The sequence below is a fragment of the Faecalispora anaeroviscerum genome (assembly GCF_947568225.1).
In the GTDB taxonomy this organism is placed as follows: domain Bacteria; phylum Bacillota; class Clostridia; order Oscillospirales; family Acutalibacteraceae; genus Faecalispora; species Faecalispora anaeroviscerum.
Genome location: NZ_CANOOQ010000001.1, coordinates 2,222,771 through 2,244,889 on the forward strand (window position 1 = coordinate 2,222,771; position 22,119 = coordinate 2,244,889).

The following is a 22,119-nucleotide window of genomic DNA, read 5'->3' on the forward strand; positions in this document are numbered from 1 at the left end:
TCTATGAAACACACTACCAGAAATTTACTGGCGGCGGCAGCAGTACTTGTCGTGCTCGGCGGCGCCTTCGCCACCCTGAAGCTGACGGAAAAGGAGCCGGAAACGGCTTCTTCAGCGGCAGATGACACCGCGATCAGCCTGCTCTCCAAGCAAATTGAGGACGTGAAGTCCATGCAGGTAAAAAACAAAAAAGGCGGCTTTGTGATCGAACCCAAAACGACAACGGAAAGCGCCGCTTCCGGCACCTCCTCCCAAACCACCTATACCGTGCAGGGCCTGGAAGGTCTTCCCCTGTATGAAACCGCCGCAGAAAACGTGGTAAAGGACGGCTTCAGTCTGGTTGCGTCTAAGAATGTAGGCAGTGTGAGCAGCCTCACGGACTACGGTCTGGATAAGCCTACGGCCGAGATTCAGGTGAACTTTAAAGACGGCACGAACTTCGATTACCTGCTGGGCAACCAGGCGGCCGGCTCCGACGGCTACTACATGGCCGGCAAGGACTCCGACAACGTGTATGTGGTCTCCGTTGATGAAGGCATGTTTAACGGCACCAAGGATTTTGTACAGAAAGGGCTGTATTCCCTCACAAATGCCAGCAGCGGGCAGGAAACACCCGCCATTGACTCTATTTCGCTGAGCAGCACCCATTTGGGCGAGCAGCTGAGCATCACGAACAAAAACAGCTCGGTCACCGTTTCGGACGGGAAACAGACCCTCTCGGTAGACGACACCCAGTATTCCGCGCTGGCCACGGCCATCTCGACCGTAACGGCGGACGAAGTGACGGCAATTCACCCCACCGCGGAACAGAAAAAGCAGTATGGGCTGGATACCCCCTCCATGACGCTGTCCTTTACAGCGAATAAGGAATCGCACACTCTCCTGGCCGGCAGCACGGAGAATGGCACACGGTATATTATGGCCGATCATATCGACGCCATCTTCGGCATTAAGGAAGACACCGCCTCCGTCTGGTCCACAGCCACGCTGTTCAGCCTGCGCAGCAAATTCGTTCAGATTCCGAATATTGTCGACGTGAGCGGGCTGGATGTGACGGCGAACAGCAAGACGTACACCTTTGAAAAGACCCGCACCAAGAACACTTCAAAATCTACCACAGACAGCGAGGTGTATGATTACACGGTCACCTGTAACGGCAAGGCGGTTGCGTATGAGCCGAACTTTCAAAAATATTACCAGAATGTGGTAGCCGTGCAGCTGTTGGAAGAGGCCAACGCGGATTCTGACGGCGTGGCCACCGCGATGAGAAGCCAATCCGCCTACACGGTGCGCTTCCGCTTTTACGATTCTGCCAAAAAACCGATTACGGTGCAGTATTATCCCGTCAGTGACCGGCGCTACCTGGCGGTGGTAGATAACGTACCCCAAGGGCTTGTGACCGCGACAAACATCACCGGCCTGATTGCAGACACTGCCACCGTCGCCGAAAACGGCGCGGTACAGGCAGGACTGTAACTCCAGTTTTTTCTCTTCCATTGATAGCGATAGATCAAAAAAAGAACCTCCATATGGGGGTTCTTTTTTTGAGGACTTCTCTGGGAATTCTGCTGGCGCAGGCTTGCCCCTCATGCCGGGGCGGGCACTTCCTTTCTTGCGAAAAGAAAGGAAGCAAAGATTCGCCAAGGCTCCGCCTTTGGAATCCGTTTTGGGGAACAATCCCTTATTGCGTAAACGAAAGCCCTCGTGAAGGCGCTTTATTGAAAATGCTCACTCTCCGAGCTTCTTCTGGAAATAAGTCTTGCTGTTCCGTCTGTCGGCGGGCATTTTCAAAGCGCTCTCGTTGGCTCGCAGAAATGCTTGTCAATCCCTTTGCGGGCATTACAAGTTCCCCTTACGCATTTGCTTCACGCGCAGGCAGTGCCTGTGCGTGAAACAGACCCAGAGCGGGAGCTCCTCCCGGTTTCCAAAGGCAGAGCCTTTGGTCGTTGAGAGGGGATCCAAGGGGAGAGAATCGAAACTCTCCCCTTGGAAGGCCTTTGCTTACTTTCGTCCTTTCACGAAAGTAAGTGCCTGCCCCGGCATGAGGGGCAAGGCTCTGCGCCAGCAGAATTCACGAGCGGGAGAAGCCCGCCAAAAATTCCGATCCCTTGCAAGCGGAAATTGGAGTACTGCCCCGGCATGAGGGGCAAGCCCTGCGCCAGCAGAATTTTCTGTGCGGAAAACCGCAGAAAAACAAAAAAATCGACCTGCGGGGATGAACAGCCGCAGGTCGATTTTTATTTATTCTTTTTTTAAAGAAACTTACTTTTTCGCGGAATAGGCATAGGTAAACTTGGGATCATGCGTATACAGATTCTTATAGATCGCGGCGGCGCGTTCTCTGTAATATTCCATTGTTTCACCGGAGGCCTCGAGCTGTGCCATGGAACCGGCGCTCTGCGCTTTTTCCGTAATCTCCTTCAGCTCGTCGGGCGTATTCTTCACCCATTTTTCCTGGCGGTTCTGGTAGCTCTTCTTTTTGGCGTCGGGGGCTTTCGCCAGCAGCTTCTTATAGCCGGAATCGATTTCCGTCTGCCAGAGCTTCGTATACTTTTCATTGACCTTAATCATATCCGCGTTGGAGGAGGCTTTTTCCATCTCCGCCAAATACGCTTTATCAATCGGGTTCTTTATAAACAGCTTGTTGAATTCCTTGTTGCTCGTTACAATGTTCTTCAAAGAGGTGGCCTTGTCATCCGGGCTGGATTCCGCCGCGGACGATGTACCAGACGACGATGTTGTCGCAGACGAGGAACTGGCCGGCGCTTTCGACGGAGTTTGAGAGGTCTCCGGGGCAGACAGCGTCGGTTCTGACGCAAGAGACGACGTGTTCTCCGTACTCCTGTTACACCCAAAAAACACCGAAAAAACCATTATCGAAGCGATCAGCAATGATGCTGTTTTCATTCTCTTCATCACCATGACATCCTTTCCAAAGTAAATTTCCAAACGCTTCACGTTTTGGCAGCAAATTTACTTTACCATAACATCCTCTGACTTGCAATCACAGGAATCTGAAAAAAATCTTACTAGAATCTTAAGCAAATAGGTTCCGAGCTTTTTTCGTGCGGTCTGACGCCGTTTCAGCCGTAAGTCTTCTGGCTTTGCCAACAGAGCCTAAAGATGCAGCGCCAAAACCAGCATTGGCTCCAGCTGCCGGTAAATTGGCTCAAACTGCTCAATGGGCAGCGGATTTTCGCCCATGCCAACCTCTACTGTGAACGCGGGGCGGCGCAGGCAATCGATAAACCAGTCCTTAAAGCCGCCGCCCACCGCTAGGCCCTCCGGCTTTGCCACCTGGTATTCCGCCGCGTCTGCCAGTTGCTGCGCCAGCTGCTGCGAGCAGGGCGGAGTATGTTCCCCAAAATCGTAGTAAATCACTTCACCCTGACTGTGGAACGCCAGCGCCTGGCAAAAACAATGCCGGCGGCACAGGCGGGTTATCGCGGCGGTTTCCGGCTCGCTCTCGGGGCAGGGCCCGCCGTAGCGCGTGGGGCCGGGGCCGGTGATCCCCGACTTTATCTCCAGCTCGCGCAGTTCACACCAGCCTGCGTCAAAATTGTGGTTGAGGTCTACTCCGCGGGCATTGGCCTGCCACCGTTTTTCTGGATTACACAGCTGAATCGCCACCCCGTCGGGATTCACGCAGGGGATGATGCAAAGCCCCCGCTTTTGCAGCAGCGCGGTCACGTCTTCACCGGCCAGCGGCGTGTGGTCACGCAGCGCTTCGCACAATTTGTTGGCAAACCGCAGCAAAATCATCGTGGTGATCCACTCCATTCCGTGAAACGCACCTGCAAACAGCACCCGCTCCGCAGAGGAGCCGACCGAAAAGGAAAACATCTGACGGCTGCACACACTGCACCCAATGGAGCCCACCCTCGCAAACGGGAATTTTCCCAGCTCCCGCATTTGCTGCTTTAAATAACAATAATCCGGCGGCATGATCTGCTGTTCCATCGTATCACTCCCTTTTTTCTGGTAATCCCAGTATAAGTGACGCTCCACCAAAAACTTTGTCGCAGATAGGCCATCCGATTTGATTCTACCCTTGCTATCATGCTATAATAAGCTTACAATTTTTGGTGCCAAACACGGTTCCTTCGCGGAGCCCCACAAGGCTGGCGGAAAGAAACCGGGCATTTGTACCCGGAGTCGCCTCACCAGGCAGCAAAACAGGCTATGGAGGGATTCATTGATGAAGCTTTCAGAAAAAACCTTGCAGCAGGAATACCGCTACCGGGGGAAAATCGTCAACCTGCGGGTCGATCAGGCTTTACTTGAAAACGGAGTCACCTCTCTGCGTGAGGTTGTGGAGCATCCGGGTGGCGTATGCGTGGGCGCGCTGACGGAAAAAAACGAGCTGCTGTTTGTGCGGCAGTTCCGCTACCCTTACGGAGAGGTGGTAACAGAGCTGCCGGCCGGGAAGCTGGAGCGTGGGGAAGACCCTCTGGAAGCCGGAAAGCGCGAGCTGTTGGAAGAAACGGGAACTGTTGGAAAGGATTACCAGTTTTTGGGGGATTTATACCCGTCGCCTGGCTACTGCGATGAAAAAATCCGGCTGTTTGCCTGCCGTATAGAATCCGTAGGGCAGAGCCGCCCGGACGAAGACGAATTTTTGGAAGCGGAGCGCATTCCGCTGGAGCAGGCCGTGCAGCTGGTGCTGGAAAACAAGCTGCCGGACGCCAAAACCCAAACCATTATCTTAAAAATCGACGCGCTCCTGCGTGCCGGAAAATTATAAAATAAAAAAGTTTTCCACGAAGCCCGGGCAAATCGTGGAAAACTTTTTTATGTGAAATAATGCTCCTCCGAAGCGCTGCTTTATACAGACGTCTCCGCGAGAACCGCTTCCATTTCAAATGTGTATTTCTGCTATTTTTGTGAATAACAGTCACGAAACCCACACGGAACATCAAAAGGCTTTGCCAAAGCATTAATCCGTCCACCAATGGGGTAGCGATACCCATACCCCTAATGGGACATAGGCTTAACCCTGCGAGTCAAAGAAAGAGCCGCGGAAATACTTCCGCGGCTCTTTCTTTGTAGGAGAATATTTTTCTGTAATGGCTGTTAAGCCATAAAAAAGAAATACGCTTAGGTTAAAATCATTGGCCCGATGAACGCCCACAACAGGATAAACACCACAACGGTTCCGGACGCGATCCACGAGGCCTGAAGCATCTCTTTGGTGTTGTTGGAGTGCGCGATACCCAGCTGGCCGATCATGTTGGTGGTGGGGTACACGGAGCCGGTGAGGCGGGTTGCCGCCAGAATCGAGATTGCGAACATGCTCATCGGCAGGCCGGCGGAAACCGCCGCCGCGCCGAACATCTCAGCAATGATCTTAATCTCTGCCACAGCCGCAGCCTCAATGCCGAAGCCGCCGACAACGGAAGCAATCAGCATCACAGCCGTTGGGCTGTCGCCCGCAACGTTGCCCAAAAGGTTGGAGAGTGCCGTAAAGCCTCCGCCCAATGTAATCAGGTTCAGCAGAACGTCAATAGTAACGAACACAACAAACATATGCGCCTGGCTGGCCATACCTTTTGAAATAGAGGCTACGGCATGGTCAATGCTGATGCGTGCAAATACGCTGATCACAACCGCCAAGAGGATCATAACGATCAAAGCGTAGTTGGTGCCCTGCTTGGTCATGATTCCATACGCAACCAGAAGAACAAAGGAAGCCAGAAACGCGATAGTGGTCATGCGCTCTTTAGGAGTAATCACGATGTCGTCCAGGTTTGTAATGCCGTCACCGAGTTCATATTTCTCTTTGCCCTCGGTGCGCTTCTGGGTGCGTTTTACCGCAAACCACATGCCGCCCAGCCAAAAAATGGAGAACGGAATTGCCGCGCCCAGCATCAGCTGGCTGTAAGAAAGCTTCGTCACCTCCATGGTGATGAGGGTCACGCCGGTCAGCGGCCCTAAAATAAGCCCGATTTCACCGGATACCTTAAACAGGGCTGCCACCACGGTGGGGGTAATCCCCAGCGAAGCCATCACCGGAATCATAATCGGGGCAATGACCGCGTTGCCGCCGCCAAGGGTTCCCAGCAATCCGCAGATGAGAATGGAACAGATAATCAGTGCGATTTTTGCTTTGGTTTGTGTGTTGACACCGATGCCCTTCACGATCCAGTACACCAGTGTGTGGGTGACTCGAGTTTCTGTCATCAGTACACCGAGTCCGGCGCCGGTCATGATGATGACACCGATCAGCGCGGTGGTGGAGCCAAGGCTTTGCGCAAAGGCCGCGGCCAGCATCTTCAGGTTCTGGCCCATCATGACCGCCGCGATGGCGATACCCACAATAATGCCAGAGGTGTTGTCTTTCCCCATGAACACCATAACAATGTAGACAACCAGGGGAATCAGCGCCAGCAGGGATGGGGCGGAAAACAGTGCCCAGCTACCCATTTCCATAAAATATACCTCCTTCTATTCTTTTACCGCAATGGCAAATACGTTTCTTTGCCGCAATACCATGTTTATGTTGTGTGCAGAAGAATTCTTCCTGATTTGGAATCGGTACGTTCGCCGTTCAGCAAAGCCGGCACGCCGCCGACGATGACATGGGAGATTCCTGCCGGCTTTTGCATGGAGTTCAGATAGGTGCAGCGATCCTCCACGGTATTCTGATCAAAGATGGTCAGATCCGCCGCTTTCCCAGGCGCGATCACGCCTCGGTCGGAAAGGCCGAGGATTTCCGCGGGCAAGCCGGTCATCTTATACACCGCGTCCTCCAGCGGCATCAGCCGATGCTCGCGCACGGTCTGGAGAAAACGGGGGAAGGTACCGTAGCTGCGGGGATGTACCTCTACATCCATTACAGAGTGGTCAAACGGGTAGTTCACGCCGTCGCTGCCCACCGCAATGCGCATATCCTTCATAATACGAAGCATGTCGTTTTGATTTAGGCAAAAATAATTGCAGGCCACGGCGCCCTGGCTTTGAACCAGGCAGCGAGCCGCCGCTTCTTCGGGCGGGCAGCCCAGAAGCTCTGAAAGCTCCGCCAGATTTTTGCCGACCGCCTCAAGCATACGGTCCATTGTGGAAACGATCATCACCGCATCGGCCCCGCCACGGTTCTCCATTTCGGCACGGATGTCGGAAAGCAGCTGTGGCGTCGGCTCCACAAGCCGCTCAACCAGCTTTTGCAACCCGCCGTCAAACGCCCATTTGGGGCAAAGCGCCGTCAGGCTGGTGGAAGTGGCCGTGTACGGGTACTGATCGCAGGTAATCTCGAGTCCCTCGGCGCGCGCGTCCTCCAATTTTTGGAGTAGCTCCTCCGAACGCCCCCACTGGGGTTTGCCCATCAGCTTCAGGTGTGAAATCTGCAGGTGAACACCGGACCGCCGGGTGACCTCAAGCATTTCGTCCACCGCCTCGAAGATTCTGGGGCCCTCACTGCGCATATGTACCGAAACAATACCGTTGTGTTTTTTAACCACCTTGGCCAGCGCCGCGATCTCGTCAACCTTGCCGAAGCTGCTGGGTGGGTAAATCAGCCCCAGCGACATGCCGAACGCCCCGCGGGACATTTCGCGGTCGAGAACCTGCTCCATCTGCTCCAGCTCTGCCGGCTCAGGGTCGCGCAGGCCAAAGCCCATCACACTGCCGCGCAGCGTACCATGGCCGATGAGCATCCCGTAGTGGATCGACGGCGGCGCCTGTTCGACCCGTTTGGCCACATCCGAAACAGAATCCTCATGCAGCTCGAGGCGGCCCATGGGAACCGCCAGGGTCCCCTGATAATAGCGGTTGATCTCTTCACGATACCGGTCGTTATTTGGGATCGTAGAGATTCCGCAGTTGCCGGTAATTTCGAGCGTCACCCCCTGAAACAGCTTTGCCTGCGGTTCAAAATCCTGGACGAGCGGGCTTGCGTCGGAGTGTGTGTGAATATCGATAAACCCGGGCGCGACAACTTGCCCCTCAGCATTCACCACCTGCCTTGCTTGGCCCTCAAACTGCTCGCAGACAGACACAACCACTCCATTTTCAATGCAGACATCTGCTTTTTTCGGCTTCGAGCGCGTACCATCTGCCAGTACTCCGTTTTTGATCACCAGATCATACAAACCAAAACACCTCCTGTCAATCATTTAGCACTGAGCTTTTGCACCAGTACCCCTGTTCTATCATCCCTCCAAAGCAAGCTTATTAAAAAATGCGAAGCTCTATTCCTTGCCCGGTTGGATAATGCCGTGTTCTCTCAGGCATCGAAAGCAAAGCTTTCGATGAGGTTATTATTATCATGGCACTATGCCAGGATATTCCAAACAAAAACGCAAAAGGACCCTAACAGTCACAAAATAAATTGCAACGCATTAGGATCCTTTTTACTTTGAAACCGGGGGATACCCGATCTCTGTAAATCAAATCATTTGCCTATGTCAGTAATGATTTAGTTGTGTGTGGTTTGCCGTCCATCCGAAAAAACGAAAACCGAAAAGGTTGTTTCGGATTCCTCCTCCCCGAACGGGCGGCAGAAGCGTGGAAAAAATTTTTTAATAGAAGTCTTGCATATATTAATACCACAGTTGAATCGCGCCGTCAATACATAATCCATTATTTCGTATGAACAATCAATAAATTACTGAAAACATTCAAATTATAACACAAATTATCTAAAAAAATCAACATTATTAACTGCAACTAACTTTGTGACTAATTTATGAATGAATTTTACATATATGGAACTTTCATTTCACGTGTGAATAGTGCCCCTCCAAAAGCTTTGTAAGGCGATTGACTTTGCCCCTGCAATATGCTACCCTAAAATCAGTTTTGACTTGTGAAGCGCTTCACAGGCGGTTATTTGAAAGGAAGGGAAAAGGCAGGATGAAAAACAGCCTGGTATATGTAACCGGAATTGCACGGCCTACGCCGGAAAATCCGATTGCCGTAAACTACGACCGGCTTCTGGTGATTTTACTCTTTGAGCCGGAAACCGGCGAGATTGTAGATGCAGAGGTAAACATGATTTGCAGCACCACCCGCAATTTTATGAAAAGCCTGCTGACGGGCTACTGCCTGTATTCAGATATTCCGCAAATTATGGAAAATATTCAAAGCCGTTACTGGGGCCTTTCCCGCCGCGCACTGATTGTGTGCATGAAGGACGCACTCGCGAAGGTGACCGACCGGCTGCGGCAGATGGGTCGCGAAGATCTGTTAAAGGCAAACGAAGGAAAGAAGGGGATCGCTTTGCAGCAGCACAGGGAGGATACCATTTGCGTGGTAGGATTTTCCAAGGCCGTCAATAAAAACCCTATCGTCATTGGTAACCAGCTGCTGATCGGCTCATTTTTGATTGAAACGGGAACCGGAGCAATTCTCGATGTTCAGTTTAACACGATCTGTCCCAAAACCTCGGAATTTTTGTCGCAGCTAATTCTGGGGCTGAGCTTTTACACAGATTTGGAGGAGATGATCCGGCGGATTCAGGATCAGTACTGGGAGGATTCCAACCGTGCGGTGATTACGATTTTACGGGATGCGAACAATAAGGTGCTTAATTGGAAGCTGGAAAACGAAAAGAAAAAGAACGGGCAAAATTCATAAAAGACAATTACGACGCCATACAGATAAAAACACAGGGGCTAATGGCCCCTGTGTTTTTCTTTTTTGTTTTTCATGCGCAGCTCGTGCCGGCGGTCTTTCTCAGCTTCCCGCTGCTCGGCTGAGAGTGCCTTGCGTTCCATTTTGGTTTCTTCCCGCGCCTGCTGCAAAGCCTGCTGTGCCTTTGTACCGGCACCGGCGGGGCGAAGCTGCCGGCTGATTTCTCTCTGCATCCGCTTCGGGTTCCTGATTTTCTCAGAAACTGCCGCCGCACTCAGCGACGGCCGGAACAAAAGCCGCTGATCGTTTTTGAGAAGAAACTCGTACACCTCGTAGTCCTTTGGCTCGGCCCCGAACGTGATCTTACACACCTCGTACGTGTTGCCACACTCCCGCTCGTAAACACCCACCCAGAAGGGGTCTTCAAAATACACCGTCAGTCTGGAAAAAATTCGTTCCATTGTACATCCTCCTTTATTGATACCCTGCAAAGAACGGACAACCAAGGAGGCAGGTTACTGACAGCTCTCGCCGCGTCCGGACTACCAACCGGAACTGTGTTTTTATCTTTGCGCTTTTATTCTAGCGTTGATTGAATCAGATGTCAATTCATCAAACTGGCTTTGCTGACAAAAAAAACAGCGCCCGCTCCGGCAAACTGCCGGAAAACGGGCGCTGGCTATTTCCTCCAAATTCAGAGGATGATAATTGAAAAGAGTAACGGAAGCTTATTCTTCCCCGGGCGTATCATTGCCCTCAGATGCGGCGTCTTCGGGAACCGCCTCATCGAGAACCTCTTCCTCCACCAGATCTTCGGCGCTCTCGGCAGAACCGTCGTCCTCAATCATGGAATCGTCGGTTTCTTCCTCGTCGTCGTGGGGCGCTCTGGCCAGAGTGACAACGCGATTTTCTATGCCATCCACACGCATGACACGCACGCCCTTGCTTGGGCGGGCACAAACGCGGATGGATGCCGCATGGATGCGGATGATGACGCCGTCGGAGGAAATGATGATCACATCATCGTCAGGGTCAACCACTTTAATAGACGCTACATCACCGTATTTTGCAACATGGTAATTCAGCAGGCCCTTGCCACCGCGGGACTGGGTGCGGTAATCGGTAATGGGGGACAGACGCCCGTAGCCGGTTTCAGAAACAGTGAGCACCAAGCCACCCTCGCGGATCGTAGAAAGCCCGGTGACACAATCGCCGTCCTTCAGCGTGATGGCCTTCACACCGCGCGCGGTACGGCCCATGGCGCGCACATCCGTTTCGCGGAACCTGATTGCCATTCCCTTTCTCGTCGCCACAAGCATTTCGCGGCTGCCGTCGGTACGGCGAACCCAGCTCAGCGCGTCGCCTTCATCCAGATCGATGGCGATTACGCCGCCCTTTCGGGCTGTATTGTAGGCGCTAAGCACGGTGCGTTTGATGATACCGTTCTTCGTAACCATGACAAGGTAGCTTTCCTCATCGAATTCCGGTACGCGAAGCATGGAGGTAACGCTTTCTCCGGCGGAAAGCGGCAGCAGATTCGCAATATTAATGCCCTTGCTGGTACGGGAGCCTTCCGGTACCTCATAGCATTTCAAGCGGTACACGCGGCCCAGGTTGGAGAAGAACAGAACATAGTCGTGGCTGTTGATGACGAACATCTCCGTCGCCACATCCTCCTCACGGCGGGTCATACCCGAAACACCACGGCCACCGCGGCGCTGAATGTGGTATGTGTCGACCTTCTGGCGCTTAACGTAGCCAAAGTTCGTCATTGTCAGCACACATTCCTCCTGCGGAATCAGGTCCTCAATGTCAACTTCACCGCTGATTGTCGCAATTTCAGTGCGGCGCTCGTCACCGAACTCCGCCTTAACGGCCAAGGCCTCTTCCTTAATGATGGCAAGCTGGCGGGGAACACTGGCGAGAATATCTTCCAGATCGGCAATCTTACCCATTAATGCGGCAAGCTCATCCTCCAGCTTCTGGCGCTCCAGACCAGTCAAACGGCCCAGCGGCATCTGTACAATCGCCTGAGTCTGAATATCGTCCAGCTCAAAGCGTTCGGTCAGGCGTTCCTTCGCCATCGGGATAGACTTGGAACTGCGAATGATGGAAATAACCTCGTCAATGTTGTCGATCGCGATCTGCAGGCCGCGCAGAATATGAGCCCGCTCCTGCGCCTTGCGCAGCTCATGCTGCGTGCGGCGTACGATGACAGTTTCCTGAAAACGAACATATTCCTGCAGAATCTCCCGCAGCGTAAGGGTTTTTGGCTCGCCGTCTACAATCGCGAGCATGATCACACCAAAGGTGGTCTGCATCTGGGTGTAGGTGTACAGGTGATTCAGCACAATCTGCGGCGACGCGTCACGCTTGATGTCGATGACGACGTGCATGCCGTTTCGGTCGGAGTGATCTTCAATGTTCGAGATTCCTTCGATGCGCTTATCCTTCACCAATTCGGCGATATACTCAATCAGCCGAGCCTTGTTCACCTGATACGGCAGCTCTGAAATGATGATCTTAAAGCGGCCGTTCTTTTCCTCTTCGATTTCAGCGCGGGCACGCACGATTACACGGCCGCGGCCGGTGCCGTATGCCGCGCGGATTCCGCTGCGGCCCATGATGATGCCGCCGGTGGGGAAGTCCGGCCCCTTGATGTGCTCCATCAGCTCTTCCATGGTCAGGTCGGGATTGTCGATCAGCGCGCACAGGCCGTCGATCACCTCGCCCATGTTATGAGGCGGGATGTTCGTCGCCATACCGACGGCAATACCGGTAGAGCCGTTGACCAGAATATTCGGGAACTTCACCGGCAGAACCACAGGCTCCTTCAAACGGTCGTCGTAGTTCGGGCGGAAATCCACCGTGTCCTTTTCAATATCGGTGAGCATGCGAACGGCGGGCTTACCGAGGCGCGCCTCGGTATAACGGTAGGCAGCAGGCGGGTCGCCGTCTACGGAACCGAAGTTGCCGTGGCCGTCTACCAGCATGTATCGCATGGAAAAATCCTGTGCCAAACGCACCAAAGCGTCGTAAACCGACGCGTCGCCGTGCGGATGGTACCGGGCCAGCACGGCGCCGACCGTATCCGCGCATTTACGGTAGCCCTTTTCAGGCATCAGACCATTTTCAAACATGGTGTACAAGATTCTTCTGTGCACCGGCTTGAGTCCGTCGCGCACATCGGGCAGCGCACGCGATATAATTACCGACATGGAATAATCCAGAAAGGATTGTTTCATCTCTTTTTCCAGGTCAACGTTAATCACCCGGTTTGTTTGCATTTCCTCCATTTATCGGACACCTTCCCGCTTGTAATTTTCATTCCGTTTCAAAAGCTCCCGAACCCTTACCAGGTCCCAGGGGGGCAGCGCCCGCTTGGGCAGAACCCAAAGCTCGTTTTGTCCTGTATATAATAAAAACACCTTTCCGTCCTCATACACCCGGTACAGGTAGGAATAGGGCAGTTTAGCCCGGTACCGGTCTGTTTGGACGGACATGGTTTCTTCCTCAAATATCATGGTCTGGGCCAGCATGCGTTCCCCATGCGTATCGTAATAGCGCTGCGCCTGATGCCGAATCAGCAGCGGCTGCCAGCTGTCGATCGCAAAGCCGATCACCGTGCCCAGCAGTACCATCAGGGTAGAAAGAATCCGGCTGTACTCATTCACCGCAAAAAAGACACGCAGAACAATGCCCGTAACCACCAGAAAGAACCCGCCCCAGCGAAGAATCTGAATTTCTGCCGACCGGCAGGCCGCACGCGCCGCCGCCAAGCGGGCGCTCACATAATCCTCCCGGGTCAAGACAAAGCTGGCCACCGTCTGGCCGCCTTGCTCCCGGCCGGTCACCGAAATCTCCCGCCGTTTGCCAGGCGACACCGCCTCGCAAACGTATTTCTCAGGTGCGCACTCAGTCGCTCGGCCTGTTCGGGGGAAAGCGCGCTCTTTTTTAGAATCAGCAGCGGGCGGGAGATGCCGCCCCAAAGCACATAATACGCGTGCCCCTCCACACAGCCTGAAAAATCAGTCCAGAATTCACTGAGTGTTTCCACGTCGTTTTCCAGCACAATTCCGTTCTGGTAAATCGAAATTTTTCCGGGCAGGCGCAAAAGACTGTTGCCGCAAAACTGCAGCACCGCTCCGTGCAGCCGCCGCCGTGGCTGCTCCCGCCAGAAATACAGCGCGAGCGCCAGAAAAAACACAACCCCGCAAGCCGGAACAAATGCCGTGGAAAAGCGCGACAAATACCACGGAATCATCGACGCCACCAGAACTGCGGCGCAAATACACACGCCCGCCCGCACCCAGTACCGGCGAAAAGGGAACAGGGTATTTTCATACAGCAGGGCCGCCTGCGCGTAATCTTCTGCGCTGAGCTGCTGCTCTAAAACTAAAACCGGGGCCTCGCGGGAAAGCTCCGCCATTTTCGCCGCCTCCTTTTCCGAAACTCAAAGTATTTGACTTACTGATTGGCTTATTCGTACTTTTGTGTACCGGCTGTAAGGATCGCAAGCACATCCGCCCGAATGGCCGGGTCGATACTGCGCTGCGGAATCACCAGCCCACGCCCCTCACTGTACAGCAAAATCAGCTGCGGGGTTAAATCCATCTTCGCCGTATCATCCAGCGGTATGTTCCAGTGGTTGGTCCCCACCGTGATCGAAATCTCATCCGGGTAAACAGCCACACTAATTTCTTCTCCCGTTGTCAGCTGTTTTGCCATTCCGTTCATACGCAAACGCGGCGAAATCCACACGAAAAAGTCTGCCAACGCGCCCAGAATCGCAACCCGAAGCAGCCGGCCCCCCTGCTCCGGTATGGCGATTCCCAGAATCAGGCAGATCACAACCACAGCGCCGACCAGCATCAGCCAGCGAACCTTCTTTTTGTAGGCCTGGCTGCGGCTGTCCTGCTGTTTCAGCGCCTCGTAGCATTCCTCTTGCCGAAGAATATACGAAAAGCGCACCCCAGTTTGCTGCTCCTCATACTCGGCGGCATCCTCATCCGCCACCAGATTCAGCTTTTGGGAATGACCCGGCTGCGGAGGTTCCGCGGTTTCTTCCTGTTCCACCTGGTCTATTCCATTTGACTGTGCTCGATGATTGTCGTCCATTTTTGACTTTCCTCCCGATTTTTGTTCGGTCGGTGCCCAAACCGGACACCGGCGTGTTAAATATCCAGATTTGAAACAAACCTGGCGTTTTGTTCAATAAATAGTCTGCGGGGTTCTACCTTATCGCCCATCAGAATCGTGAAGGTTTCGTCTGCCGCTGCGGCATCCTCAAGCTCCACCTTCAGCATGGTGCGGGTGTCCGGGTCCATAGTGGTTTCCCACAGCTGCTGGGCGTCCATTTCACCAAGGCCCTTATAGCGCTGAATATCGTAATTGCTTCCGCCCAGCTCCGCCATAATAGTGTCGCGCTGCTTATCGGAGTATGCATACCGGTGATTTTTTCCCCGGGTAATACGATACAGCGGCGGCTGTGCCAGATAGATGTGACCCTGATCCACCAGCGGGCGCATAAAGCGGAAAAAGAACGTGAGCAGCAATGTGCGGATATGCGAGCCGTCGACATCGGCATCGGCCATGATGATGATTTTGCCATAGCGCAGCTTGCTTAAATCGAATTCCTCGCCAAGGCCGCAGCCGAGCGCGGTGACGACGGGCATCAGCTTTTCGTTGCCGTACACCTTATCAAGACGGGCCTTTTCCACGTTGAGCATCTTGCCCCAAAGCGGCAGAATCGCCTGAAATTTACGGTCGCGTCCGCCCTTGGCGGAGCCGCCGGCAGAATCTCCCTCAACAATGTAAATTTCGGTTTCTTCCGGGTTACGGGACTGACAGTCCGCAAGCTTGCCGGGCAGCGCGGCGGATTCGAGTGCGGACTTGCGGCGCACCAGCTCCCTCGCCTTTTTGGCAGCCTCTCTGGCTCTTGCCGCAGACATCGCTTTATCAAAAATAGCACGCGCAACGGCGGGATTTTCCTCCAGGTAAGTCGTGAGCTTGTCGGTCATCATCTGCGAAACCAGCGTGCTGATTTCCGTATTGCCGAGGCGCGCCTTTGTCTGCCCTTCGAACTGCGCCTCCTTCAGCTTCACGCTAATGATGACGGTCAAGCCCTCACGGAAGTCCTCGCCGGACATGTTTTTATCGTTTTCCTTCAGAATATTATATTTGCGGGCATAGTCGTTCATGATTCGGGTCAGCGCACGCTTAAATCCATCCTCATGTGTGCCGCCGTCGGTGGTGTGAATATTATTCGCAAACGACAGCATCAGCTCATTATAGCTTTCGGTGTACTGCATCGCAACCTCAGCGGTGGCGTTGTTGTCGGGTGCGACGGAATATAAATGGATTACGTCCTCATGAATCAACTCGGCGGAGCGTTTTTTGTTCAGGTACTCGACAAAGCTGCGGATGCCTCCCTCGTACCGGTACGAATTGTGAACGGGATGCTCCGGATCACGGTCGTCGTCCAACTCAATATGCACGCCCGCGTTCAGGAAGGCCTGCTCGCGCAGGCGATTTTGCAGAGTGTCGTAGTCGAACACGGTGCTTTCCTGAAAAATTTCAGGATCCGGCTGAAAGCGTACTATGGTTCCGTTGTGGTCGCTGTCACCTTTGCGAATCAGCTCCGTTACAGCCACGCCGCGCTCAAACCGCTGAGCGTACACGCCGTCTTCGGTGTAAACCTCTACCTCCAGCCATTCGGAAAGCGCGTTGACCACCGAAGCGCCAACTCCATGCAGACCGCCGGATACCTTGTACCCACCGCCGCCGAATTTGCCGCCGGCATGCAGTACGGTAAACACGACGGTGACCGCAGGAATGCCCATTTTATGCTGAATTCCCACGGGAATACCGCGGCCGTTGTCCTCCACGCTGATAATATTGCCCGGCAGAATCTTAACGGTAATGCGGTCGCAGAAGCCGGCCAGCGCTTCATCGATGGCATTATCTACGATTTCGTACACCAAATGGTGCAGACCGCGCGGACCGGTGGAGCCAATATACATACCGGGACGCTTACGCACCGCTTCGAGGCCTTCGAGAACCTGTATTTGATTTTCATCGTAATTTTGGTCAGTTTGGGTCATTTCGCTAAACTCCAAGTAGAACCCTCCTATATATCAACAGATTGTAATCAGTTAAAAACGTCTGAAGGAATGATTTTCGTCAGAACCCTGTCCGGGATTTTTCCCAGGGGGATACGGCGGCGGATTGCCGGGCCGCGGCGGAGCCTGCGGCCTCTTGCGTACGCCCGGTTTTCTAAGCCGGACGAGGAATGGGGCGGCAAGAAAAAACAAAACATAGGGGAGAGCCATCAGCAGAACCCCATAAAACGGTAGACCGCCGGTGATCAGGCGGAGTGTAAGAAATACGATTACTGAAATCACCACTGCTATTGAACCGAACATTGGTGCTGCGGTACTTAAAAAAACACCGGAAAACCCACCGCAGTTCGGGCAGCGGTACTCTCCCTCCTGCTTTAAAAACCAAGCTCTCACATAACCGACTTTCTGCCCGCAGTGCGGGCAGACCGGCAATTGCAGCTTCATAGCCCTTCGCCATTCCTTTCCTCATTTCTTCCGCCTTGCGGCAAGCCCTTACACATTCGCAAGGTTTGCCATAAACCTGCTTCGTTTGAGTAGGGTGGTGGAAGAAATCTGCGAGATATAAACTGTTATTTGTTCCGCCTTGTCACAGCAAAGCACAAAGGATTTCGGCATTTCCATACTAACGTTGACCACTTTGCCTTCTTTTTCTGCCTTTGCAAGGTACTCGCGGGTATATTTAGAAATCGTGGAATTTTCCAAATCGAAAATTCCGATGATGTCTTTCGTTTGAATGACGGTGTCTTGTCCCAGGTGAAGATACATAAAACACATCCTTACTGCCGGACGGTCAGCCGTCCCTGCTCCATCTCAAATCTTCCGCCGCCGGAATAGCGAGCTGCCGTTTCGGGATCGCAGCAGGTTAAAAACACCTGTTTTTCCCCAAGCTGATGCAGAAGAAAATCCTGCCGGCCGGAATCCAGCTCGCTCATCACATCATCAAGCAGAATCACCGGCGCTTCTCCGGAAAGAGTTTGCAGAAGCTCCGCCTCCGCCAGCTTTAAAGCCAGCACGCAGGAACGCTGCTGACCCTGCGAGCCGAAGCTCCTCGCGGGCCTTTCGTCCACCCGAATCTCCAGATCATCCCGATGCGGGCCGATGGTTGTAAATCCCGCAGAGAGATCTTCCCTGTGCGAGCGCCCGAGCGAATCGAGCAATAGCTGCCTCCACTGTTCCTCCGTCTGCGGCTCCTCTCCGGAAATTGTGCGGTAGCACACGGAGAATTGTTCCCGCGCGCCCGAAATTCCATCATAAATCCGCCGGGCCGGCTCGGAAAGCAGGCGAACATATTCGCTCCGTTCCAAAATCAGCCGCGCGCCGCGCTGAGCGAGCTTTTCGTCCCAGATTTCAAGCGTGTCGAGCAGCTCGGCATGACGAGGGATGTCTTTGAGCAGCGCGTTTCTCTGCTGAAGCACCCGGTTATACTGAAACAAAAGCTTTGCGTATACCGGGCGAAGCTGGCACAGCGCACCATCCAAAAAAGAGCGGCGCAAAGCGGGGCCGTCCTTTACCAGTGAAAGATGCTCCGGCGAAAAAATCACCGCCCGGAACTTTCCCACCAGCTCCATCACACCGCCATATTCTACACCGTTGATGGCGGCAGAGCGTTTTTTGTTCTGAATCGTCAGAACTGCATTCTGATCACGTTCCTCGCTGAAAAAATCAATTTGCAGCCGCGCGGCATTCTGGCCGAAGGCAATCAGCTCGCTGTCACGCGAGCCGCGGAACGACCGGCCGCCTGTAAACAGCCACAACGCTTCCAGTAAATTTGTTTTTCCCTGCGCGTTTTGCCCAAAAATCACATTCATGTGCGAATTTGGAAGAATCTCCCCCTCACACAGGTTGCGGTAATATAAAAACGAAAGCCGGCTGACGATCACAGGGTTTTCACCTCGTAGCTTCTGCCCTGATATTCCGCCCGGTCACCGCCGCGCATTTTTTTGCCCCGCATGGTACAAACCTGGCCGTTGACCAGAACCTCTCCGTTCTGAACCACCAGCTTCGCGTGGCCGCCGGTTTCCACCGCGCCTGCCAGCTTTAACAGTGCATCCAAACGGATAAACTCCGTATCAATTGTAATAATTTCCATAGTTCCTCCTACCAAACTCAAACACCGCTCTTCAAACGAACCGGCAGGACCAGAAACAGGAAGCTTCCGCCGTCCTTCGGAACCACCTTCATGGGGCTGAGTGCGCCGCTAAGCTGAATTTTCACCTCATCGCATTCGGTATTGCGCAGCGCATCCAGAAGATACCGATTGTTAAAGCCCATTTCGAGAGTTCCGCCTATGCCTTGCGCCTCCAGTTCATCGCTGGCACGGCCAATCGCCGTGGAGCAGGAAAGCTGAATCAGATTTTCACCGAATACGCAGCGCAGCGGACTTTTCAGGCGATCTGTAATTAGGAGCGAAACGCGCTCCACGCTGTCGATAAAGGTTCTGGTTTTCACTAAAATTTCTGTCGTATGGGAAGCCGGGATTGCCGCACGGTAATCGAGGAAGTCGCCCTCGAGCAAACGCGAGATTAACGTATAGCTGCCAATCTGGAACAAGATGTGCCTGCGGCCGATTGACAGTGATAAATTTTCCTCATTCTCGGGCAGAAGCTTTAATACCTCCGAAAGAGTTTTTCCCGGAATCACGAAGCTGGTATCCTGATCGCACGCAATCGGCTCCTCGCGCACCGCGAGCCGATACCCGTCTACGGAAATCAGGCGGATTTTATTTTCACCCAGCTCAAACAGCGTTCCGGTATGTACCGGCTTCATGTCACTTTCAGAAACGGCAAACAAGGTTTGGCGGATCATGCTTTTCAAAATACCGTTCGGCACCTCGATTGAGGTTTCACCTGAAACCGAGGGTAGCTCGGGGTATTCCTCAGCAGGAATGCCTGAGATTGAAAATTCACTGGCTCCGCTAATAATAGAGGCCACATTCTTTTCATCCACTGAAAGCAAAACATCGTCGCCCGGTAAACGCCGAACAATGTCGCCGAACAGTCGGGCCGAAAGCACTACGCTGCCGGTTTGCTCGATTCGGGCCGGTAGAGTCGTCGTCATGCCCAACTCCAGGTCATAGCCGCACAAAAAAAGATCGGAGCCTTTTGTTTGCAAGAGAATACCCTCCAGGGCGGGAATGGAGGATTTGGAGGAAACGGCCCGCTGAATATTCAACACTGCTTCCACCAATTCCTTGCGGTCACATATTATCTTCATCGTTCTGACCACCTTACGTTATTTAGAGTAGAAAGAGTAGGTATGATTTAGAGGTAGTAGTAGGGGAGTCTGAAAAGTTGAAAAACGGTGAGAAGTGAGAAGTACCTAGGGAGAAAGACCGTTTAGTTTTCCAGAAGCCACTGTGGAGTGTTTGTTAAGAGTATGGAGTGATTTTTTGAGTTTTAACAGGCTGTTGAAAACTCTGTGGGGAATGTTGAAAAGAAGTTTAAAAGAATTCACAGGAAAAAAACGTGTTTTCCCCTGATTTGTGGAAAAGTGGAGAAATCCTCCACTTTTAAGATTATACTATCTGTAATAATACAGTGCGTAATCACATGGTTAGCGATCACGAATATTTTTGATAATGTCCTGAACGGTGTCGCGCGTTTTCGGGTCGCGGCCAATGTTCTTTTCGACCTGCTGAATTGCGTACACCACGGTGGAGTGGTCTCGGCCGCCAAACGCCTCACCAATGGAGGTCATGGGCAGCTGGGTGATCTCGCGTACCACGTAGATCGCGATCTGCCGCGCAGCGGAGATATTGGCCGAGCGCTTTGGGGAACGGATATCCTCGGGGGAGGTGCCAAACGTGCGAGCCACCTCTTCAATGATTTTTTCGATCGTCATCGGCGCGGGCTGGTGATTATTAATAATATCGCTGATTGCGGCCTGCGCGGTGGAGATGCTCAGCGATTCGCCGGCAAGGAGGTAATACGCCTTCATTTTTTTGACAGCGCCCTCGAGCTGACGAATGTTGTTTTTCAAGCGGTTGGCGATGTACTCTGCCACGTTGTCGGGCAAATCAATTTCGAGCAGCTCCGCCTTGCGCTTGATAATCGCGATGCGCGTTTCAAAATCCGGAGGCTGCACGTCCGCGGTCAGGCCCCACTCAAATCGGGTTAAAAGCCGTTCCTCCAGCGTCGCGATGTCTTTTGGCGGCCGGTCAGAGGTCAGAACAATCTGCTTTTTCGCCTCATACAGAGTATTAAAGGTATGAAAGAATTCCTCCTGCGTCGAATCCTTGCCGGCGATAAACTGAATATCATCCACGAGGAGAATGTCCGCTTTGCGGTAGCGCTGGTGAAATTCCACGGTAGTACCGCGGCGGATTGCTTCGATCAGTTCGTTGGTGAATTCATCACCTTTAATATAGATAATGTTCATCTCGGGGTAAGTTTTCGATATCTCGTTGCAGATGGCGTACAATAGGTGCGTTTTGCCCAGCCCCGAGTTTCCATAAATGAACAGGGGGTTGTACAGCACCGCAGGCTTCGTCGCCACCGCCATGGAGGCCGCGTGGGCAAATTTGTTCGAAGGGCCTACGATGAAGGTATCGAAGGTGTATTCATAGTCATCTTTTGAAAGAGGCACGGCGTCCGGCTTTTTGTTCTGCACCAGTTGTTCGGGCGTGCAGAGCTGAATCTGAATCCCTTCGCCGAAGATTTCGTTGAACGCTTCCTGAAGAAGAGAAGTATAGCACCGAGTAAGAGTTTGGAGGTGAAATTCATTCGGCACCTCCAGCACGGCGATTCCCTTGTTAAAATCCAGGCTGACAGGGCGGATCCGGTGGATCCAGGTGGTATAGGCCACCTCTGTAATGCGGGCTTTGCAGAAATCGCAAACAAGGCCCCAGGCTTCGGTAAAGGATTCCATAAAAATAATCATACCTTTCGGTGGGATAAAAAAATAAAGAAAAACCGAGCTGTTGCCTCAAAAATCAGACAAACACAATATGCTGGAAGCAAACTCGGTTAGATGCGGATAATTAATATTATGATAGCATAAACAGAAAAAATTTTCAAATGGTTTTAAACATCTTATCCACAGGACTGTGAAAAACTTTGTAAAACTATTGGCCTTCCGGCTGATTTTTCACAACATGTTGTGGATGAGTGGATATTTTTGTTTTCTTTGAAAATTTGTGGAAGATTCACTTTCCTTTTGTGCTGTTGTATGGTATGATGATGCAAAAGCGGAATCGGGCGGATTTGTATTTTTTTATTGACAGTTTGCCTTTGATTAGGCTATAATGCTAAATTGCAAGGTTTGTACCCGAAAGGAGGGTTTTTCATGCTGAGAACTTATCAGCCTAAGAAGCTCCATAGAAAAAAAGAGCATGGGTTCAGAAAGAGAATGTCCGATAGAAACGGCCGCAAAGTTTTGGCGCGCCGCAGGGCCAAGGGAAGAGCGCGTTTGTCTTACTGAAGCTTTGAAA

The 22,119-nt window shown here is 52.7% G+C and carries 20 protein-coding genes; 4 read left to right on the plus strand and 16 right to left on the minus strand.

All coding sequences use genetic code 11. From position 1 onward, the window contains the following. Nucleotides 1–3: 3 nt before the first annotated feature. The gene (locus QOS46_RS10990; protein WP_283609698.1) at nucleotides 4–1,476 is read left to right on the plus strand and encodes a DUF4340 domain-containing protein; all 1,473 of its coding nucleotides are present in this window, start codon (nucleotides 4–6) and stop codon (nucleotides 1,474–1,476) included. A gap of 786 nt (nucleotides 1,477–2,262) precedes the next feature. On the opposite strand, the gene QOS46_RS10995 is transcribed toward QOS46_RS10990, so the two are convergent. Both QOS46_RS10995 and QOS46_RS11000 read right to left on the minus strand, forming a co-directional pair. Then, on the minus strand, nucleotides 2,263–2,916 hold the full coding sequence (locus QOS46_RS10995; RefSeq protein ID WP_283609700.1) for a lysozyme inhibitor LprI family protein: 654 nt from the start codon (nucleotides 2,914–2,916) through the stop codon (nucleotides 2,263–2,265). A 201-nt stretch (nucleotides 2,917–3,117) separates the two neighbouring features. Next, nucleotides 3,118–3,960, minus strand: a complete 843-nt coding sequence (locus QOS46_RS11000; protein WP_283609702.1) for a M14 family metallopeptidase — start codon at nucleotides 3,958–3,960, stop codon at nucleotides 3,118–3,120. 238 nt (nucleotides 3,961–4,198) lie between these two features. Here QOS46_RS11000 and QOS46_RS11005 point away from each other — a divergent pair, with 238 nt between their 5' ends. Further along, nucleotides 4,199–4,744 carry an NUDIX hydrolase gene (locus QOS46_RS11005; protein WP_283609703.1) on the plus strand — a complete coding sequence of 182 codons (546 nt, stop codon included), beginning with the start codon at nucleotides 4,199–4,201 and terminating at the stop codon, nucleotides 4,742–4,744. A gap of 353 nt (nucleotides 4,745–5,097) precedes the next feature. Here the strand turns inward: QOS46_RS11005 and QOS46_RS11010 are convergent, their stop codons facing one another. Both QOS46_RS11010 and QOS46_RS11015 read right to left on the minus strand, forming a co-directional pair. Next, entirely contained in the window at nucleotides 5,098–6,429 is a 1,332-nt protein-coding gene (locus QOS46_RS11010; protein ID WP_283609706.1) for a TRAP transporter large permease subunit, read from the minus strand. A 65-nt stretch (nucleotides 6,430–6,494) separates the two neighbouring features. After that, entirely contained in the window at nucleotides 6,495–8,087 is a 1,593-nt protein-coding gene (locus tag QOS46_RS11015) for an N-acyl-D-amino-acid deacylase family protein (protein WP_283609707.1), read from the minus strand. 763 nt (nucleotides 8,088–8,850) lie between these two features. Between QOS46_RS11015 and QOS46_RS11020 the strand changes: the two genes are divergently transcribed. Then, nucleotides 8,851–9,573, plus strand: a complete 723-nt coding sequence (locus tag QOS46_RS11020) for a DUF3870 domain-containing protein (RefSeq protein ID WP_283609708.1) — start codon at nucleotides 8,851–8,853, stop codon at nucleotides 9,571–9,573. A 38-nt stretch (nucleotides 9,574–9,611) separates the two neighbouring features. On the opposite strand, the gene QOS46_RS11025 is transcribed toward QOS46_RS11020, so the two are convergent. From QOS46_RS11025 to dnaA, 12 genes are all read right to left on the minus strand, one after another. Further along, a complete protein-coding gene (locus QOS46_RS11025; protein WP_283609710.1) occupies nucleotides 9,612–10,031 on the minus strand; it encodes a YjdF family protein in 420 nt (139 codons plus the stop codon). A 267-nt stretch (nucleotides 10,032–10,298) separates the two neighbouring features. After that, nucleotides 10,299–12,866, minus strand: a complete 2,568-nt coding sequence (gene gyrA / locus QOS46_RS11030; protein WP_283609712.1) for a DNA gyrase subunit A — start codon at nucleotides 12,864–12,866, stop codon at nucleotides 10,299–10,301. After that, on the minus strand, nucleotides 12,867–13,424 hold the full coding sequence (locus QOS46_RS11035) for a YcxB family protein (protein WP_283609714.1): 558 nt from the start codon (nucleotides 13,422–13,424) through the stop codon (nucleotides 12,867–12,869). Further along, entirely contained in the window at nucleotides 13,421–13,999 is a 579-nt protein-coding gene (locus QOS46_RS11040; RefSeq protein WP_283609715.1) for a YcxB family protein, read from the minus strand. Before QOS46_RS11040 ends, QOS46_RS11035 begins: the two co-directional genes overlap by 4 nt. 50 nt (nucleotides 14,000–14,049) lie before the next feature. Further along, nucleotides 14,050–14,688: a hypothetical protein gene (locus QOS46_RS11045; protein ID WP_283609717.1), complete on the minus strand. Its 639-nt coding sequence runs from the start codon at nucleotides 14,686–14,688 to the stop codon at nucleotides 14,050–14,052. Between the two features lie 56 nt (nucleotides 14,689–14,744). Further along, entirely contained in the window at nucleotides 14,745–16,688 is a 1,944-nt protein-coding gene (gyrB, locus tag QOS46_RS11050; protein WP_408611458.1) for a DNA topoisomerase (ATP-hydrolyzing) subunit B, read from the minus strand. 36 nt (nucleotides 16,689–16,724) lie between these two features. Further along, nucleotides 16,725–17,135 carry a hypothetical protein gene (locus QOS46_RS11055; RefSeq protein ID WP_283609719.1) on the minus strand — a complete coding sequence of 137 codons (411 nt, stop codon included), beginning with the start codon at nucleotides 17,133–17,135 and terminating at the stop codon, nucleotides 16,725–16,727. A gap of 48 nt (nucleotides 17,136–17,183) precedes the next feature. Continuing rightward, complete coding sequence (gene remB / locus QOS46_RS11060; RefSeq protein ID WP_283609721.1) at nucleotides 17,184–17,456, minus strand: extracellular matrix regulator RemB; 273 nt, start codon at nucleotides 17,454–17,456, stop codon at nucleotides 17,184–17,186. An 11-nt stretch (nucleotides 17,457–17,467) separates the two neighbouring features. Continuing rightward, nucleotides 17,468–18,571, minus strand: a complete 1,104-nt coding sequence (recF, locus tag QOS46_RS11065; RefSeq protein ID WP_283609723.1) for a DNA replication/repair protein RecF — start codon at nucleotides 18,569–18,571, stop codon at nucleotides 17,468–17,470. Further along, nucleotides 18,568–18,780 carry an RNA-binding S4 domain-containing protein gene (locus tag QOS46_RS11070; protein WP_283609724.1) on the minus strand — a complete coding sequence of 71 codons (213 nt, stop codon included), beginning with the start codon at nucleotides 18,778–18,780 and terminating at the stop codon, nucleotides 18,568–18,570. Before QOS46_RS11070 ends, recF begins: the two co-directional genes overlap by 4 nt. 17 nt (nucleotides 18,781–18,797) lie before the next feature. Next, nucleotides 18,798–19,904, minus strand: coding sequence for a DNA polymerase III subunit beta (dnaN, locus tag QOS46_RS11075; protein WP_283609725.1), 1,107 nt, complete (start codon nucleotides 19,902–19,904; stop codon nucleotides 18,798–18,800). Nucleotides 19,905–20,243: 339 nt separating this feature from the next. Then, on the minus strand, nucleotides 20,244–21,557 hold the full coding sequence (gene dnaA / locus QOS46_RS11080; protein ID WP_408611459.1) for a chromosomal replication initiator protein DnaA: 1,314 nt from the start codon (nucleotides 21,555–21,557) through the stop codon (nucleotides 20,244–20,246). Nucleotides 21,558–21,974: 417 nt separating this feature from the next. Here dnaA and rpmH point away from each other — a divergent pair, with 417 nt between their 5' ends. Next, nucleotides 21,975–22,109 (plus strand): 50S ribosomal protein L34, encoded by a 135-nt coding sequence (gene rpmH, locus QOS46_RS11085; protein WP_009064849.1) that lies wholly within the window; start codon nucleotides 21,975–21,977, stop codon nucleotides 22,107–22,109. The last annotated feature ends 10 nt before the right edge of the window (nucleotides 22,110–22,119 follow it).